This window comes from Streptomyces sp. NPDC046712 (assembly GCF_040645695.1).
Classification (GTDB): domain Bacteria; phylum Actinomycetota; class Actinomycetes; order Streptomycetales; family Streptomycetaceae; genus Streptomyces.
The window spans coordinates 40067-55789 of sequence record NZ_JBEYYW010000029.1 but is presented as its reverse complement, the minus strand read 5'-3'; the positions used below and the strand labels follow the sequence as shown (position 1 = coordinate 55789).

General features: G+C 71.4%; 14 protein-coding genes. 11 read left to right on the top strand and 3 right to left on the bottom strand.

All coding sequences use genetic code 11. From position 1 onward, the window contains the following. Nucleotides 1-49 precede the first annotated feature (49 nt). From ABZ939_RS30090 to ABZ939_RS30075, 4 genes are all read left to right on the top strand, one after another. Nucleotides 50-865, top strand: coding sequence for a Tat pathway signal sequence domain protein (locus ABZ939_RS30090; RefSeq protein ID WP_361861970.1), 816 nt, complete (start codon nt 50-52; stop codon nt 863-865). Nucleotides 866-898: 33 nt separating this feature from the next. Then, the gene (locus tag ABZ939_RS30085) at nt 899-2200 is read left to right on the top strand and encodes a copper amine oxidase (RefSeq protein ID WP_361861967.1); all 1302 of its coding nucleotides are present in this window, start codon (nt 899-901) and stop codon (nt 2198-2200) included. Between the two features lie 109 nt (nt 2201-2309). After that, entirely contained in the window at nt 2310-3560 is a 1251-nt protein-coding gene (locus ABZ939_RS30080; RefSeq protein WP_361861964.1) for an SAV2148 family HEPN domain-containing protein, read from the top strand. An 87-nt stretch (nt 3561-3647) separates the two neighbouring features. Next, nucleotides 3648-4370: a 3'-5' exonuclease gene (locus tag ABZ939_RS30075; RefSeq protein ID WP_361861961.1), complete on the top strand. Its 723-nt coding sequence runs from the start codon at nt 3648-3650 to the stop codon at nt 4368-4370. Between the two features lie 24 nt (nt 4371-4394). Here the strand turns inward: ABZ939_RS30075 and ABZ939_RS30070 are convergent, their stop codons facing one another. Then, entirely contained in the window at nt 4395-5225 is an 831-nt protein-coding gene (locus ABZ939_RS30070) for an alpha/beta fold hydrolase (RefSeq protein ID WP_361861958.1), read from the bottom strand. Nucleotides 5226-5317: 92 nt separating this feature from the next. After that, nucleotides 5318-6175 carry an aminoglycoside phosphotransferase family protein gene (locus ABZ939_RS30065; protein ID WP_361861956.1) on the bottom strand — a complete coding sequence of 286 codons (858 nt, stop codon included), beginning with the start codon at nt 6173-6175 and terminating at the stop codon, nt 5318-5320. Between the two features lie 149 nt (nt 6176-6324). On the opposite strand from ABZ939_RS30065, the gene ABZ939_RS30060 reads away from it, so the two are divergent. The 4 genes from ABZ939_RS30060 (at nt 6325) to ABZ939_RS30045 (ending at nt 11718) form a co-directional block, all read left to right on the top strand. Next, on the top strand, nt 6325-7254 hold the full coding sequence (locus ABZ939_RS30060) for a sugar ABC transporter permease (RefSeq protein WP_361861953.1): 930 nt from the start codon (nt 6325-6327) through the stop codon (nt 7252-7254). Further along, nucleotides 7251-8093, top strand: a complete 843-nt coding sequence (locus tag ABZ939_RS30055; RefSeq protein WP_361861950.1) for a carbohydrate ABC transporter permease — start codon at nt 7251-7253, stop codon at nt 8091-8093. Before ABZ939_RS30060 ends, ABZ939_RS30055 begins: the two co-directional genes overlap by 4 nt. Further along, nucleotides 8093-9388, top strand: a complete 1296-nt coding sequence (locus tag ABZ939_RS30050) for an extracellular solute-binding protein (RefSeq protein ID WP_361861947.1) — start codon at nt 8093-8095, stop codon at nt 9386-9388. Before ABZ939_RS30055 ends, ABZ939_RS30050 begins: the two co-directional genes overlap by 1 nt. 185 nt (nt 9389-9573) lie before the next feature. Further along, nucleotides 9574-11718, top strand: coding sequence for a BTAD domain-containing putative transcriptional regulator (locus ABZ939_RS30045; protein ID WP_361861944.1), 2145 nt, complete (start codon nt 9574-9576; stop codon nt 11716-11718). Here the strand turns inward: ABZ939_RS30045 and ABZ939_RS30040 are convergent. Then, nucleotides 11645-12259, bottom strand: a complete 615-nt coding sequence (locus ABZ939_RS30040; RefSeq protein ID WP_361861941.1) for a peroxiredoxin-like family protein — start codon at nt 12257-12259, stop codon at nt 11645-11647. The two genes, ABZ939_RS30045 and ABZ939_RS30040, sit on opposite strands and share 74 nt — an antisense overlap. Nucleotides 12260-12425: 166 nt before the next feature. Between ABZ939_RS30040 and mgt the strand changes: the two genes are divergently transcribed. The 3 genes from mgt to ABZ939_RS30025 all read left to right on the top strand — a co-directional run bounded on the left by mgt (nt 12426) and on the right by ABZ939_RS30025 (nt 15676). Next, entirely contained in the window at nt 12426-13622 is a 1197-nt protein-coding gene (gene mgt / locus ABZ939_RS30035; RefSeq protein ID WP_361861938.1) for a macrolide-inactivating glycosyltransferase, read from the top strand. Nucleotides 13623-13845: 223 nt separating this feature from the next. Then, nucleotides 13846-15048, top strand: a complete 1203-nt coding sequence (locus ABZ939_RS30030) for a S8 family serine peptidase (RefSeq protein ID WP_361861935.1) — start codon at nt 13846-13848, stop codon at nt 15046-15048. A gap of 73 nt (nt 15049-15121) precedes the next feature. Further along, nucleotides 15122-15676, top strand: coding sequence for a DUF1697 domain-containing protein (locus tag ABZ939_RS30025; protein ID WP_361861932.1), 555 nt, complete (start codon nt 15122-15124; stop codon nt 15674-15676). Nucleotides 15677-15723 lie beyond the last annotated feature (47 nt).

Here is a 15723-nt window from a genome sequence, read left to right as displayed (position 1 = left end):
GCCCGTCCTACCGGGTGACCAGTGCACAAGGGGGAACAGAGGGGGAAGTGTGTACGAAATAGTGCGCCGCCATCTGGGGAAGGTGGTGGCGGGCGCGGCCATGGCGGTGACGGGGACCGCCGTCATGGTCGGGATCACCCTGCCGGGGACCGCGGGGGCCGACGACACCTCCCGGAGTCGTACCGCCGCGTCCGTACCGCCGTCGTCGGCGGACGCCTCCGACGGTACCGCGCCGGAGCCCGCGACCCTGGCCACCGCACCGCCGGAGGGCACGAAAGGAGTGGGCACCGACCCGCTCACCGACGACGAGCTGAAGCGGGCCGAGGCCCTGGCGCTGACCCCGCCGGCCGCCTCCGCGCAGCGCGACGTCGAAGGGGGCCGTGGTCCCCAGCACCTGGCCACCGAGCTGGCCGATCCGCTCCCCGAGGAGATCGACCGGCCGGGCGCGCCGCGCCGCGCCGAGGTGCGCTTCTACGACTACGGGCGCGACGAGCTGATCACCCGGACCGTCAACCTGGAGACCGGGAAGGTCGAGCACGCCGGCGTGCAGCGCGGGGTGCAGCCCTCGGCGCACCCGGAGGAGCTGCGCGAGGCGCTGGAGCTCATCCTCGCGAGCCCGCTCGGCAAGGGGGTCCGCGAGGACTACAAGGACGCCACCGGCAAGGCGCTGACCTCGCCGGACCAGCTCTGGTTCAACGGTGACGTCTACCGCACCTACCGCGAGGCGAACGTCCCGGCCCAGCTCGCGAAGTGCGGCGAGCACCGGTGCGTCCGTCTCGTCACCAAGATCCTCAACGGCTCGTGGATCGACACCCGGAATCTGATCGTCGACCTCAGCGCCAGGACCGTCACGCGCGTCGGCTGACCACCGACACGCCTACGAGGGAGTTCGTTCGTCATGTCCCACCCGATCCTTGTCCGTGCCCGCAGACACGGCGCCGTTCTCGCCGCCGCCGCCCTGCTCGGCACCGCCGCCGCGGCCGCGGGCCCGATGGGCTCCGCCACCGCGGCCCCCGCACCGCCCCGGCCCGACTGCTCCGCCGCCTACCGCCTCGAGCAGACGCTCGACGGCGGCACCACCTGGCGCATGTGCTGGCGCTACGACACCGACTCCGGGCTCGTCCTGGACAAGGTCACCTACCAGCCCAAGGGCGCGAGCGCCCCGATACGCGTCCTCAACAGCGCCAAGCTCGCGCAGATCCACGTCCCCTACGACGACGGCAACGCCGAGTACGACGACCTGACCGGCGCCGGCTTCGGCTGGGGGCTGCAGAACCTGAAGCCGGCCGAATGCCCCGGCGGCACGATCACCACGGTGAAGGTGCCCGAGCTCGGCAACGTCAACGGCCTGTGCACCACCACCCGGGCGCGCGGCCACGCGTACCGGATGGCCAACGACGAGGGTACGAAGGTCTGGCAGGCCCAGGGCAAGGACCTCCTCGTCTACACCGTCAACAAGGTGGCCTGGTACGAGTACATCACCGAGTGGCGGTTCTCCTCGGACGGCACGATCGCCGCCAACGTCGGCGCCACCGGCAGTCTGTCCCCGGGGGACTACAACGCGACCGACGGCCGCGGCTGGCCCATCGGCCACGGCGCCCGCTCCTACGCCACCAGCCACGCACACAACGTCTTCTGGCGGCTCGACTTCGGTCTCGACGGCAGCGTCAAGGACCGGATCGAGCAGTACGACTCCAAGGTCACCGCCCCGGCGGCCGGTGGCGGCGGACCGTCCGTGAAGACCACCCGCACGCCGGTGACGAAGGAACTCGCGGGAGACGCGAAGAACATGCGCTGGTGGCGGGTGGTCAGCGCCAACGGCAAGAACAAGGACGGCCACGCCCGCTCGTACGAGATCGTGCCGGGTCCTTCCAACACCCACGCCGGGCGCGGCTTCACCAAGCACGACATCTACTTCACCCAGACCCGGGCCTGTGAGCAGTTCGCCAGCAATAACATTCTCAACTGTGGCCGGAACGCGCCGGACAGCGTGGACAAGTGGGTCAACGGCGAGACGCTGACCGACCCCGCCGTCTGGGTCAACATCGGGTTCCACCACATCGCCCGGGACGAGGACCAGCAGCCGATGCCGGTGCACTGGCAGGGCTTCCAGCTCGCACCCAGGGACGTTACCGCTATGAATCCGCTCACTCCGGACGATCTCGCCAACCAGAACGGCGCTCCGAATCAGGGGAGTTGAGCAAGCAGCCTGCCGATCCTGCTGCACCGCCTCCCGCTCCCGGAGTACCCTTCCTTGATCGTTGACAGACGGTCGGATCGGGCGTCCAGGAGCAGAAGGCGGTGCGCGGGTGAGCTCGGGAGGTCTGGAGCTGCCCCCAGGTGACGCGGGTCACGAGGGGGGCGCCGCCGACCCCGTGGAAGTCCCGCCCGGCGCGGTCTCCGTCGCCAGGCCGATGGAGATCGGGGCGGAGCTCGACTGGGGCGCCGAAGCCTGGAGCGAGGTGCGCACCCGGGCCCAGCGGGCCGGCCGGGCCTACATCTGGCTGAATCTCGTCGAGCAGCGGCTGCGCGCCGTGGTGGCCGCCGTGCTGCGGCCGGTGTACGAGCCGGTGCACGGCGAGGACTGGGTGGTGGCCGCGGCCGGCCCGGCCGGACAGGAGTGGGTGCAGCGCGCCGTCGCCGTCCGCGAGGTCTCGCGGCGCAAGGGCTACCTCCTCGACCCGGCCGACGACAACGTGCTCAGTTTCCTCACGCTGCCGCAGCTGCGGGAGCTGATGGTGCAGCACTGGCCGTGCTTCGAGCCGTACTTCGACGACCGGCGGGAGGTCGAGCTCGCGCTGGACGAGCTGGAGGTGACGCGTAACGTCGTCTCCCGCAACCGGGCTCTCTCGCTCACCGTGCTCGCCCAGTCCGAGCGGGCCTCCGCCCGGCTCCTGGAGATCCTCGGCAGCGGGGCGGGGGTGCCGTCCGCGGACCGGCTGCCGGTCGACGCGGTCGAGGACCTGGTCGGCGACCGGTACGCGGACGTGGTCTCCGTCCACCCCGACCGGGTGCGGCTGCAGCGGCAGCTGCCGGCCGAGGACCTCTTCGGTGGGGCGCGGCGCCTCGACGCCACCGGCATAGGCCTGAATCTGCTGGTGCAGAACTTCTCCGGGCGGCGGCTCGTACGTCTCGCAGAGTCCGGCTGCCGGATACGGCTGTTGTTCCTGAACCCGGCGAGCAGCGCCGTCAAGCGGCGCGAGCGCGAACTCGGCCTGAAGAAGGGCGAGCTGAGCCGCTCGGTGGAGATGAACATCCTCCACATGCGGCGGGTGCGCTCCCGGCTGCGCGACCCGGGCGCCTTCCAGATCCATGTCTTCGACGAGACGCCGCGCTTCACCGCGTACCTGGTGGACGGGGACGGGCCGGACGGGGTCGGCGTCGTCCAGTCGTATCTGCGGAAGGCGCGGGGGATGGAGGCACCGGTCCTGGTGCTGCGCGGGGGCGGCCGGAACCTGGTGCGTTCCGGACAACAGGCGCGCGATGGAGATTACGGACTTTTCGCCACCTATCGGGAGGAGTTCGAGTCGGTCTGGCTCGACTCCCGGCCGGTGTCCTGAGGGCCGGGCCCGTGGCCCGAGGGTCGTTGTCAGTGGCTCGTGCGAGAGTTTTCAGCACCACGGGGGAGATCACGTAAGGAGGACCCGATGGCTTGGCACGGGGAAGAGCTGGTCGGATTCGACCTGGAGACGACCGGCACCGAACCGCTGGAGGCGCGGATCGTGACGGCCTCCGTCGTCGGCGTCCACGACGGACGCGTCGCGCGGCAGCGGGACTGGCTCGCCGACCCGGGGATCCGGATCCCGGCGCAGGCGTCCGCGATCCACGGCATCAGCAGCGAGCGGGCGGCCGCCGAGGGGCGGCCGGTGCGCGAGGTCGCCGACGAGATCGCCGAGACCCTGACCGGGTACTGGGCCCGGGGCGTCCCGGTCGTGGCGTACAACGCCTCCTTCGACCTGACCCTGCTCTCCGCCGAGCTGCGGCGCCACGGACTCCCCTCGCTGAGCGAGCGACTGGGCGGCACACCCATAGGCCCGGTCGTCGACCCGTACACCATCGACCGGGCCGTCGACCGCTACCGCCGCGGGAAGCGGACCCTGGAGGCCGTCTGCGCGGAGTACGGAGTCGTCCTGGAGGCGGCCCACCAGGCGGCGGCCGATGCGTTGGCCGCCGTGCGGGTGGCGGTCGCGATAGCCGAACGGCACGCGTCGGTGGCCGCGCTGACCCCTGCGGAGCTGCATGAGCGTCAGATCGGCTGGTACCGCGCCTGGGCGGAGGACTTCCAGGACTTCCTGCGCCGCAAGGGCAGCCCGGAGGCGGTCGTCGACCCGTGCTGGCCCCTGCGGGAGCTCGCGCCGGTGGCGGGCTGACCGCCACCGGACCGTGCGGACCCGTCAGCCGATCGGGTTCTCCGCCAGGAAGTCCAGGAGCAGCGTGTTGATCCGCTCCGGCTGGTCCAGCTGGAGCCAGTGACCGGCGTTCTCGATCCGCTCGTAGCGCCAGGTGCCGTCCACGTGCTTACCGGTGCCGGTCATGGACTGCTCGGTCAGGAAGCGGTCGCCGGTGGACCAGACGCCCATGACGGGGCCCGGCAGCGGCGGGAGGGGCAGAGCCGGGCCGAACTGGACCTCGGCGGGGAGGCCCGCACGGTAGATGTTCAGGGCGGCCGTCAGCGCGCCCGGCGCCCGCAGCGGCTCGATGATCGCCTCCGCGTCGGGGTGCTCGCCCAGCATCTCCCGGAGGTTGGCGAAGTCGTCCCGCGCCAGCCACTCCTCGGCGAGCCCGGGGAACTGGAACAGGATCATGTACCAGGACCGCTGCTTCTGCTCGAAGCCCGCGTCACGGATGGACGCCAGGTGGCCGACCGACAGGATGCTCAGACTCGCGACCCGCTCGGCCGCGAACTGGGCGAAGCCCTGCACGATGCCCGAGCCCCAGTCGTGCCCGACGAGATGGACCCGGTCGACCTCCAGCCGCGCGAGGAGTTCGAGCAGGTCGCCGACATGCTTCGCCGGGTGGTACCCCTCCACGCCGTCCTCGGGCCGGCCCGAGGCGCCGAAGCCGCGCAGGGTCGGAGCGATGCACTTGTACCCGGCCGCGGTCAGGGCCGGCACCTGATGGCGCCACAGATGGTGGCTGTCGGGAAAGCCGTGCACCAGCAGCACGGCCGGACCCTCGCCGCTCACCTCGACGTCGAGCGTCACCTCGGACAGTTCCACACGCATCACAACACCCCGTTCGTGAGTGGGAATTCGAGATTCGAGCCCCGCATGCGGGCCTCGCACACGAGCCCCGCATGCGAACCCCCGTCAAGATGTCAGAAGGGGTACCAGCGGACCTCGGGGTCACCCTCCCGCAGCGAGGCCACGCGCCGCTCGAATTCGGCCAGCGCCTTGGGGTTCGTCGGCGCGTGCTGGGCGACCCACGCGCAGCTCGCGGTCTCCCGGGCCCCGCGCAGCACGGCGCACCCGTCCCACTCCCGTACGTCCCAGCCGTACGCGTCGGTGAAGGCGTCGTACGCGGCCGGATCGAGGCCGTACCGGTCCCGGGAGAGGGCGAGCACCACCAGATCGTGCTCGCGCAGATCGGAGGAGAAGGTCTCCAGGTCGACCAGAACCGGCCCCTCCGGGCCGACGTGGACGTTGCGCGGCAGCGCGTCACCGTGGATCGGGCCGGGGGCCAGATGCGGGGTGAGCGCGGCCGCCGCCGGGGCGAAGGAGTCGCGCCGCTCGCGCAGGAAGGCGGCGTCGGCCGGGTCGATCGCGTCGCCCGCCAGACGCAGCCATCGCTCGACCCCGCCGAGCAGGTCACGGCGCGGGAGCGTGAGACCTTCCGGCTCCGGCAGGGCGTGGATCCGCCGCAGCAGCGGTGCCAGGTCGCGCGGCTCGGCCGGCCGTACGGCCTCGGGCAGCCGGTGCCAGAGGGTGACCGGGTGGCCCTCCACCGCACGGGGCTTGGGCTCCGCCGCCCGTACCGCCGGGATGCCCGCCTCCGCCAGCCAGCCCGCGAGCGCCAGCTCCCGTTCCGCGCGCGGCAGCAGCTCCGCGTCCCGGCCGACCTTCACCACCAGCTCGCCGAGCGCGAAGACCGCGTTCTCGCCCAGCGCGAGAAGCGTCGCGTCCGCCGCCGGCAGCCCCGCGGCGGTCAGGATCTCCCGCGCCCGCGCCTCGTCCATCCGAATCTCCGTGTCTCCCCGATGCGTGTGCGAACCAGCCAAAGTCTCGCATCGATGCAGGTTGCCTTGACGAACCGACGGCCTGTCAGGACCATGACGGAGGCCGATGCAGCGTGGCAAAAGGCGCATAAGGGGTCGAATCTGTGAGTGTGGCGACCGCAACGAAGCGGTCCGGCGGACCGAGGACCGCCGGCGGGAAACCAGGTCACGGGCGGGACCACAGCGCCTGGTTCCTGGTGCTGCCCGCGCTGATCCCCATCCTGATCCTCAGCGTCGGCCCGCTGCTGTACGGCATCGCGCTCGCCTTCACCGACGCCCAGTCCGGCCGCACCCAGCCCACCCAGTGGGTCGGCACGCTCAACTTCCAGGACCTGCTGCACGACTCGCTGTTCTGGGAGTCCTTCCGGATCGGCCTGCTCTGGGCCGTCGGCGTCACCGCCCCGCAGTTCCTGCTCGCCCTCGGCCTCGCGCTCCTGCTCAACCAGAACCTGCGCTTCCGCTGGCTGGCCCGGGCGCTCGCGATCATCCCCTGGGCCATGCCCGAGGTCGTCGTCGGCATCATGTGGCGGCTCGTCTACAACCCCGACGCGGGCATCCTCAACGAGACGATCCGCGATCTCGGCCTCGGCGACGGACGCGACTGGCTCACCGGGCTCGCCACCGCCCTGCCCGCCGTGATCCTCGTCGGCATCTGGGCCGGGATGCCGCAGACCACGGTCGCCCTGCTCGCCGGACTGCAGAACACCCCGCACGAACTCCACGAGGCCGCCGCCCTCGACGGCGCGGGCGCCTGGCGCCGCTTCCGCACCGTCACCTGGCCCGCCCTCAAACCGGTCGCCCTCGCCATCACCGCGCTCAACTTCATCTGGAACTTCAACTCCTTCGCCCTGGTCTACGTCCTGACCAACGGCGGACCCGGCGGCCGCACCCGGCTCCCTATGCTCTTCGCCTACGAAGAGGCCTTCCGCTACGGGCAGTTCGGCTACGCCGCCGCGATGGGCTGTGTGATGGTCGCCGTCATCTCCGTACTCCTCGCCCTCTATCTCGTCGGACGGCTGAAGGGGGACCAGGACCGGTGAGCACGCTCCGTACCAGCAGGCCCGCACGCGTCGGCCAGTACCTCGCCCTCCTCGCGTATCTGGTCTTCCTCGCCTTCCCGTTCCTCTGGCTGATCTCCACCGCCTTCAAACCGGCCACCGAACTGGGCTCGCTCCACCCGACCTGGATCCCGAAGGACCCGACCCTCGCCAACTTCCGTCAGGCCTTCGACGAACAGCCGCTGCTCCAGGCCGCGGCCAACAGCCTGATCGCCGCCCTCGCGGCGGCCCTGATCGCCGTCGTCATCGCCACGCCCATGGCCTATGTGATGGCCCGCCACCGCAGCCGGCTCTCCACGGCCGCCACCGGCTGGGTCGTGATCAGCCAGGCGTTCCCGTTCGTGCTGGTGATCATCCCGCTCTTCCTCGTCCTGAAGAACCTGCATCTGATCAACAGCCTCTTCGGCCTGGTCATGCTGTACGTCGTCTGGTCGCTGCCGTTCGCGCTGTGGATGCTGGTCGGGTACGTACGGGCCGTCCCGGCCGAGCTGGAGGAGGCCGCGGCCGTCGACGGCGCCGGGAAGCTCCGTACGCTCGTCTCGGTCACCGCCCCGCTGCTCGCCCCCGGCATCGTCGCCACCGCGCTCTTCGCCTTCATCACCGCATGGAACGAGTTCTTCTTCGCGCTCGTCCTGCTCAAGACCCCGGAGAAGCAGACCTTGCCGGTCGTCCTCACCCACTTCCTCGGCGCGGAGGGCGTCGCCGACCTCGGACCGCTCGCCGCGGCCGCGTTCCTCGCCACGATCCCCTCGCTCGTCATCTTCGCGATCATCCAGAAGCGGATCACGGGCGGAATGCTGGCAGGGGCGGTGAAGTCCTGATGCGCGTACGGATGTTCACGTCGGCCGCCGCCGCACTGGCGCTGCTCCTCACCGGATGCGCCGCCGGGGACGACGCCGACGGCGGCACGATCCGGCTCCGCTTCCAGTCCCTGGCCTGGCAGCAGGAGTCCGTCGACGCCAACAAGGAGTTGGTGAAGGAGTGGAACGCCGCCCACCCCGACATCCAGGTCGACTACGTCCAGGGCAGCTGGGACTCCGTCCACGACCAGCTCCTCACCTCCTTCGAGGGCGGTGAGGCGCCCGACATCATCCACGACGCCTCCGACGACCTGGCCGACTTCGCGTACGGCGGCTACCTCGCCGACCTGACGGGGCTCCTGCCCGCACGTCTGAAGTCCGACATCCCGGCGCGAAGTTGGGAGACGACGACCTTCGGCGACGGGATCTACGGCGTTCCCTTCCTCCAGGAACCCCGCATGATCATGGCCAACAAGAAGATCCTGGAGTCCTCCGGCGTCCGGATCCCGACCCCGGAGAAGCCCTGGAGCTGGGAGGAGTTCCGGCAGATCACCAAGGACCTGACGACCACCATGGGCAAGGGGCGGTACGCGGTCGCCTGGCCGCTGAAGGAGCCGGTCTCGGTCAGCCTCAACCTGGGGCTCTCGGCGGGCGGGCAGCTCTTCCACCGGGCACCCGACGGCAAGGTCACCATCCGGTTCACCGAGGAGGACGGCGTCGTTCCCGGGACCATCCACGACCAGGTGAACGGCGACCTCAGCGCCTCACGCTCCACCCTGGGCACCGGCGGCTCCGACGCCCTGCCGGGCTTCTTCGGCGGCAAGTACGCGATGGTTCCGCTCGGCTTCTCCTACCGTCAGCAGATCACCCAGCAGGCACCCAAGGGCTTCGAGTGGATCGTGCTGCCCGCGCCCGCGGGGAAGAACGGGCTCGCGCAGGGCGTCAGCCCGCAGACGCTCTCGATCGCCGAGGACAGCCCGTACAAGAAGGAGGCGGCCCAGTTCCTCGACTTCTTCCTCCAGCCGGCCAACATGGTCCGTCTGGCCCGCGGCGACTGGATGCTGCCGACCGGCACGGCCGCCCTCGCGGACCCGTCCCTGCACACCGCGAAGGACGGCTGGGCGACCGGAGCCGCCGTGGCCGAGCAGCTGCGCTCCGCGCCGGCCCAGTCGGTGCGCGGCTACCCGGAGTGGAAGGACAAGGTGGCCACCCCGGCGTACCAGGAGTACTACAGCGGGGCGATCGACACCGAGGAGCTGCGCAAACGCCTGGTGGAGGACGGCAACCTGGTCCTCGCCCGCTACCAGCGGAACTGAGCCGCACCGGGCCCCGCCGAGCCGAGCCGTACCGGGCCCTGCCGCGCCGAGCCGTACCGGGCCCTGGCGAGCCGCGCCGAGCCGCACGGGGAACTGCTGGGCCGAGCCGCATCGGCAGCCGCCGGGCCGCCCCGGGCCGGATGGAGCCCGCGCGAGGTCCGGCCCGGAGGACTAGATTTGCAGGTATGAGCGGGCCGTATGCGCTGCGCATCCACCTGCTCGGCGACTTCCGGGCCGAGGCGGGCGGCCGCGAGATCGCCGACGAGCGGTGGCGGCTGCGCAAGGCGAAGGCCCTCCTCGCTCTGCTCGCCCTCGCACCCGGCCACCGGCTCCACCGCGAACAGCTCCTCGACGCCCTGTGGCCCGAGCTGTCCCCCGCCGCCGGAGCCAACCAGCTGCGCAAGGCCCTCCACGAGGCACGCCGGGTGCTCGACCCCGACCCCGCCGCCACCTACACGTACATCGTCTCCGCCGACGAGCGGCTGCTCCTCGCCCCGGCGCTCACCGAGATCGACGTGGACGCCTTCGAAACGGCCGCCCTCGCCGCACGCGGGAAGAAGGACCCCGGCGCCTACGAAGCCGCGCTCGAGCGGTACGGCGGCGAGCTGCTGCCCGAGTTCCGCTACGAGGAGTGGACGGCGGACCGGCGCGAGGCCCTGCGCGCCGAACACCTGGGACTTCTCGTCGGCCACGCCCGACTGCTCGAGGCCCGGGCGGACCTGGACGGGGCCGCCGCCGCGCTGCACACCGTCCTGGCCGAGGACTCGACCGACGAGGACGCGGCCTTCGCGCTGATGCGTGTCCACGCGCTGGCCGGGCGCCGGCATGACGCCCTGGCCGTCTACGGACGGCTGCGCGAGGCCCTCGCCGACGAGGTGGACGCCGTGCCCGACGTCCGCACGCAGCAGCTCTTCGAGCGGATCAGGGCCGGGCGCGCCGAGGAGCCCGCCGGGCTGACCGGCGAGCTGTGGGAACAGGTCGGGGACCTGCGGATGCTCTCCGGGGACGCGGCGGGCGCCGCGGCGGCCTTCGCCACGGCGGCCCGGCTGCCGGGCGACGACGAGGTGGTGCCCGCCCGACGGCACCGCAAGGCCGCCGCCGCCCATCTCGCGGGACACCACCCGGCCGACGCGGAACCCCATCTGCGGGCCGCCGAGACCGTCGCCGGGCACATCGGGGACGAGGCCGAGACAGGCAGGATCGCCGGGACGCGCGCCACCTGGCTGTACGAGACGGGGGACATGGAGGCGGCGCAGGACCGTGCCGAGGCGAGCCTCAAGGCCGCCGAACGGTTCGGCACCGGCGCGGACGTGGCCGCCGCGAGCGAGACCCTCGCCATCGTCTGCCACCTCCGGGGCGCCTGGCGGGAAGGGCTCCAGCTGGAGATCGAGCGGTTCGGAGCGACGGCCGACACCGACGCCCAGCTGGCCCGGATCTTCGACATCCACTGCTGCATCGGCGAGTACCACCTGTACGGCGACGGGCTGTTCGAGAGCGTGGAGGGCTACGCGCGCGACACGCTCGACCTGGCCGTCGCCAGGGGAGCCCGTCGCGCGGAGGCGTTCGCGTGGTGTCTCCTCGGCGAGGCGCTTCTGCTCCAGGGCCGCTGGGACGAGGCCCCCGGTTGTCTGGAACGCAGCGTGGACCTGCACGCTTCGCTCGACAGCAGATCCGGGGTGCTGCCCTGGCAGCGGCTCGGTGAACTCGCCGCCGGGCGCGGGGACAGCGCCGCGGTCGCCGACTGTCTGAAGCGGGGGATGGCGCTCGCCGCGGCCGGGACGATGGCCCCGCACGCCTGGGGGCGGCTGTACGCGACGGCCGCGTTCGACGCCCTGGAGCGCGGGGCTCCTGACGAGGCGCTGCGGTCGGTGCACGCGGCGGCCGTGGCGTGCGAACGGGACGGGAACTGCCCGAGCTGTTCGGCGCTGCTCAACCCGCTGGCCGCCGAGGCGTTCGCGGCGCTCGGCGACCGCGAGGGCGCCGCCGGGCGGGCCGAGGCGGCGGCCGGGGTCGCCGAGATGTTCCGCAGCTCGGCCTGGAGCGCGATGGCCGAGACCGCGCGGGGCGCCCACGCGGCGGCGCGGGAGGAACCGGACGTCGCCCGGACGCACTTCCTGGCGGCCGCCCGGCTCTACGAGCGGGCCAGGCAGCCGTTCTGGTCGGCCCGCTCGAAGGTTCAGGCGGCCTCGGCCGCCCCGGACACCCGAACGGGCACGGGTACGGGTACGGACGCGGACCTGCTCGCCGAGGCGGCCCTCACCTTCGAGCGCCTTGGCGCTGCTCGGCCATTGGCGGCGGTGCGGGCGTTGTCGTCGCCGTTGGCGTCGTAGCGGCAGCGAGCACGGCGTCGACCGAGAGGGTGTCGGCGTAGTGGGCCCCGTAGTGCGCCATGCGGACCACCCCGTCGGGCCCGATGAGGAAGTCCGCCGGATGCCCCCGGATGCCGCCCTCGTGGCCGAACGGCATCATGCCGAGGTAGCCGGCGCCCATCGCACGCATGTTGTCGCTCATGACCTTGCCGTGGAACATGCCGCCCAGGGACTCCTCCACACCGTAGGCGCGGAACAGCCGCTTCTCCGGGTCGGCGAGCACGTCGAACGGGATCTCGGCGCCCTTGAGGAGCTGTGAGCGCAGGGCCTCGACGGGGGAGTGGAAGACGGCGAGCGTGGTCAGGCCCGCGGCCCGCACCTCGTCCGCCCGGCGCACCCATTCCCGTACGTGCAGATTGCACAGAGGGCAGTTGGCGAAGCGGTAGAACTTCAGGATCACGGTCCGCCCCGGCCGCCCGACCGGGGACAGGGTCTCCCCGCCCAGCGTGGCGCAGCCCAGGTCGGGGGCCCGGTCGCCCACCGTGAGTCGCGTGGTGCTCATCGCGACCTCCTCGGTCCCGCGCCTCGCCGGCCGGCGGTCCGGCCGGGTCCACGGCGCTCATGTCCCGAAGTCTGGTCGGCCGCCGTTCCCTGGGCGTTCCCGGAGCAGGGATCCCGAGCCGCCGTAAAGACTGGACGAGACGTCTCGTCTCGTTTACTGTGGCGGCATGACCACCACCCCGCGCCCCGCCCACATCGCCATGTTCTCCATCGCCGCCCACGGCCATGTGAACCCGAGCCTCGAAGTGATCCGCGAGCTCGTCGCCCGCGGGCACCGTGTCAGTTACGCCATCCCCGCCTCCTTCGCCGATAAGGTCGCCGCGACCGGCGCCACCCCCGTCGTATACGAGTCGACCCTCCCCACCGACGACGATCCGGACGCCTGGGGCACCGAACTGATCGACAACCTCGAACCGTTCCTCCGCGACGCCATGCACGTCCTCCCGCAGCTGGCCGAGGCGTTCGACGCCGACCGGCCGGACCTCGTCCTCCACGACATCACCGCCTACCCGGCTCCGGTCCTCGCACACCGGTGGGGTGTGCCCGCCGTGGGACTCTGGCCGAATCTCGTCCCGTGGGAGGGTTACGAGGAGGAGGTGGCCGAGCCGATGTTCGCCGAGCTCAAGGCCTCCGAGCGGGGCAAGGCGTACTACGCCCGCTTCGAGGACTGGCTCGCCGAGCACGGCGTCGACACCCATCCCGACCGGCTGATCGCACGCCCCCGCCGGGCGATCGTGCTCATCCCCAAGGCGCTTCAGCCGCACGCCGATCGGGTCGACGAGTCCGTCTTCACCTTCGTCGGCGCCTGCCAGGGCGACCGGGCGGACCAGGGGGAGTGGCAGCGGCCGGCGGGCGCGGAGAAGGTGCTCCTGGTCTCCCTGGGCTCGGCCTTCACCAAGCAGCCGGAGTTCTACAAATCCTGCGCTGCAGCCTTCGGGGACCTGCCGGGCTGGCATGTCGTGCTCCAGATCGGCGCGTTCGTCGACCCGTCGGAGCTGGGCGAGATTCCGGCCAATGTCGAAGTGCACCCCTGGGTACCCCAGTTGGCGATCCTGAAGCAGGCGGACGCCTTCATCACCCATGCCGGCGCGGGCGGCAGCCAGGAGGGCCTGGCCACCGCCACGCCGATGGTCGCGGTCCCGCAGGCCGTCGACCAGTTCGGCAACGCGGACATGCTCCAGTCCCTGGGTGTGGCCCGGCACCTGCCGATGGAGGAGGCCACCGCCGAGAGCCTGCGCGAAGCCGTCCTCGCCCTTGTCGACGACCCCGAAGTGGCCCTCCGCGCCAAGGAGATCCAGGAACGGATCGCGAACGAGGGCGGGGCGCTCCGGGCCGCTGATCTGATCGAGGCCGAACTGCCGTAGGGCGTCGTACTCCAGGCCCCCGGTCACCCCGGGGGCCTTACACGTGCGTCGAGTTGGCCCAAGTTGACCGCTTTTATTATTACGAAACCTTGTTGAGTAAATCACAGGTGCATGTAGGTCTTGATTTGCACTCGTCAATGAGCAAGGGTTTCGAGGCAGCCACCGGAGACTTTCCTTCCAGTGGCGCATCCCCCCACAAATCCTGACGAGGAGACCCCTCTTCATGGCAATACACAAGCGTGTCCGCCGGACGAAGCTCATCGCCGTCTCGACCGCGATCGCGGCCGCGGCCGGAGTCACCGTCCTCACAAGCCCGTTCGCCGGCGCGGCCCCCACGCCCGCCCTCGGGACGGTCTACGGACTCGGCGCCGAAGGCGCCGTCGCAGGCAGCTACGTCGTCCTGCTGGACGAGAAGGCCGACAAGGGCGAGCTGGCGAAGGAGTACGGCGGCACCCTGCGCCGTAGCTACGACTCCGCCGTCAACGGCTTCTCGGTGAACGACCTTTCGGAGACCGAGGCCAAGCGCCTGGCCGCCGACCCGGCCGTCGCCAAGGTCGTCCAGAACAAGAAGTTCTCCATCAACGCCACCCAGACCGACCCGCCGTCCTGGGGTCTGGACCGGGTCGACCAGGCCGACACGGCCGGGGACAAGAAGTACACCTACCCCGACAAGGCCGGCGAGGGCGTCACCGCGTACGTCATCGACACCGGAGTCCGCGTCAGCCACGAGGACTTCGGCGGCCGAGCCGCCGACGGCTTCGACGCCATCGACAACGACAACACGGCCCAGGACGGCAACGGCCACGGCACCCATGTCGCCGGCACCATCGCCGGCACCGCCCACGGTGTCGCCAAGAAGGCCAAGATCGTCGCCGTCCGCGTCCTGGACGACAACGGCTCCGGCACCACCGAGCAGGTCGTAGCCGGCATCGACTGGGTCACCAAGAACCACCAGGGCCCGTCCGTCGCGAACATGAGCCTCGGCGGAGGCGCCGACCCGGCCCTCGACGAGGCCGTCAAGAAGGCCATCGCCTCCGGCGTGACCTTCGGTGTCGCCGCCGGCAACGAGTCCTCCGACGCGGGCCAGGGCTCCCCCTCCCGTGTCCAGGAGGCGATCACCGTCGCCTCCTCGACCGAGGACGACCAGCAGTCCAGCTTCTCCAACTTCGGTTCCGTGGTGGACCTCTACGCCCCCGGCTCGGAGATCACCTCGGCCTGGAACGACAGCGACACCGGCACCAAGACGATCTCGGGTACGTCCATGGCGACCCCGCACGTCGTCGGCGCCGCCGCCGTGTACCTCGCGGCACACCCCGACGCCACCCCGGACCAGGTCGCCCAGGCGCTGGTGTCCGGAGCGACGGCGGACAAGATCAGCAACCCCTCCGCGGGCACCGCCAACAAGCTGCTCAAGATCGTCGAGTAGCGGCTCCGCCCTGTTGACCGGCGGCCGCCGTGCCCTCCCCCACGGGGCACGGCGGCCGCCCTATGGTGTGACCATGACGACGACGTACGCCGCACTGCTGCGCGGAATCAACGTGGGCGGACACCGCAAGGTGCCGATGGCGGAGCTCCGTTCAGTGCTCGAAGAGCTCGGCCACCGTGACGTCCGGACCTATCTGCAGAGCGGGAACGCGGTCTTCACCACCGACGCCGACGAGCAGCGCGACGAGGACGTCACCGCCGCCGTCGAGAACGCCATCGAGAAGCGGTTCGGCTTCCGTGTCGACTGCCTCGTCCGCGACGCGGAGTACCTCGCCGCCGTCGCCGACGCCTGCCCCTTCCCCGCCGCCGAGCTGGAGGGCAAGCAGCTCCACGTCACGTTCTTCTCCGAGCCGGTCGGCCCGGAGCGGTTCGCCGCCCTCGACCAGGCCGCCTTCCTGCCCGAGGAGTTCCGGCTCGGCGACCGCGCGCTCTACCTCTACGCCCCCGAGGGTCTGGGCAGGTCCAAGCTCGGCGAGGCGCTTTCCCGGCCCGCCGTCGTCAAGGGCGTCGTGGCCACCACGCGCAACTGGAACACCGTGGTCAAGCTCGTGGAGATGACCCGGGACTGAAGTCCCGCCCCCGGAGAACGACAAAGGCAGGGAGTACGTACTCCCTG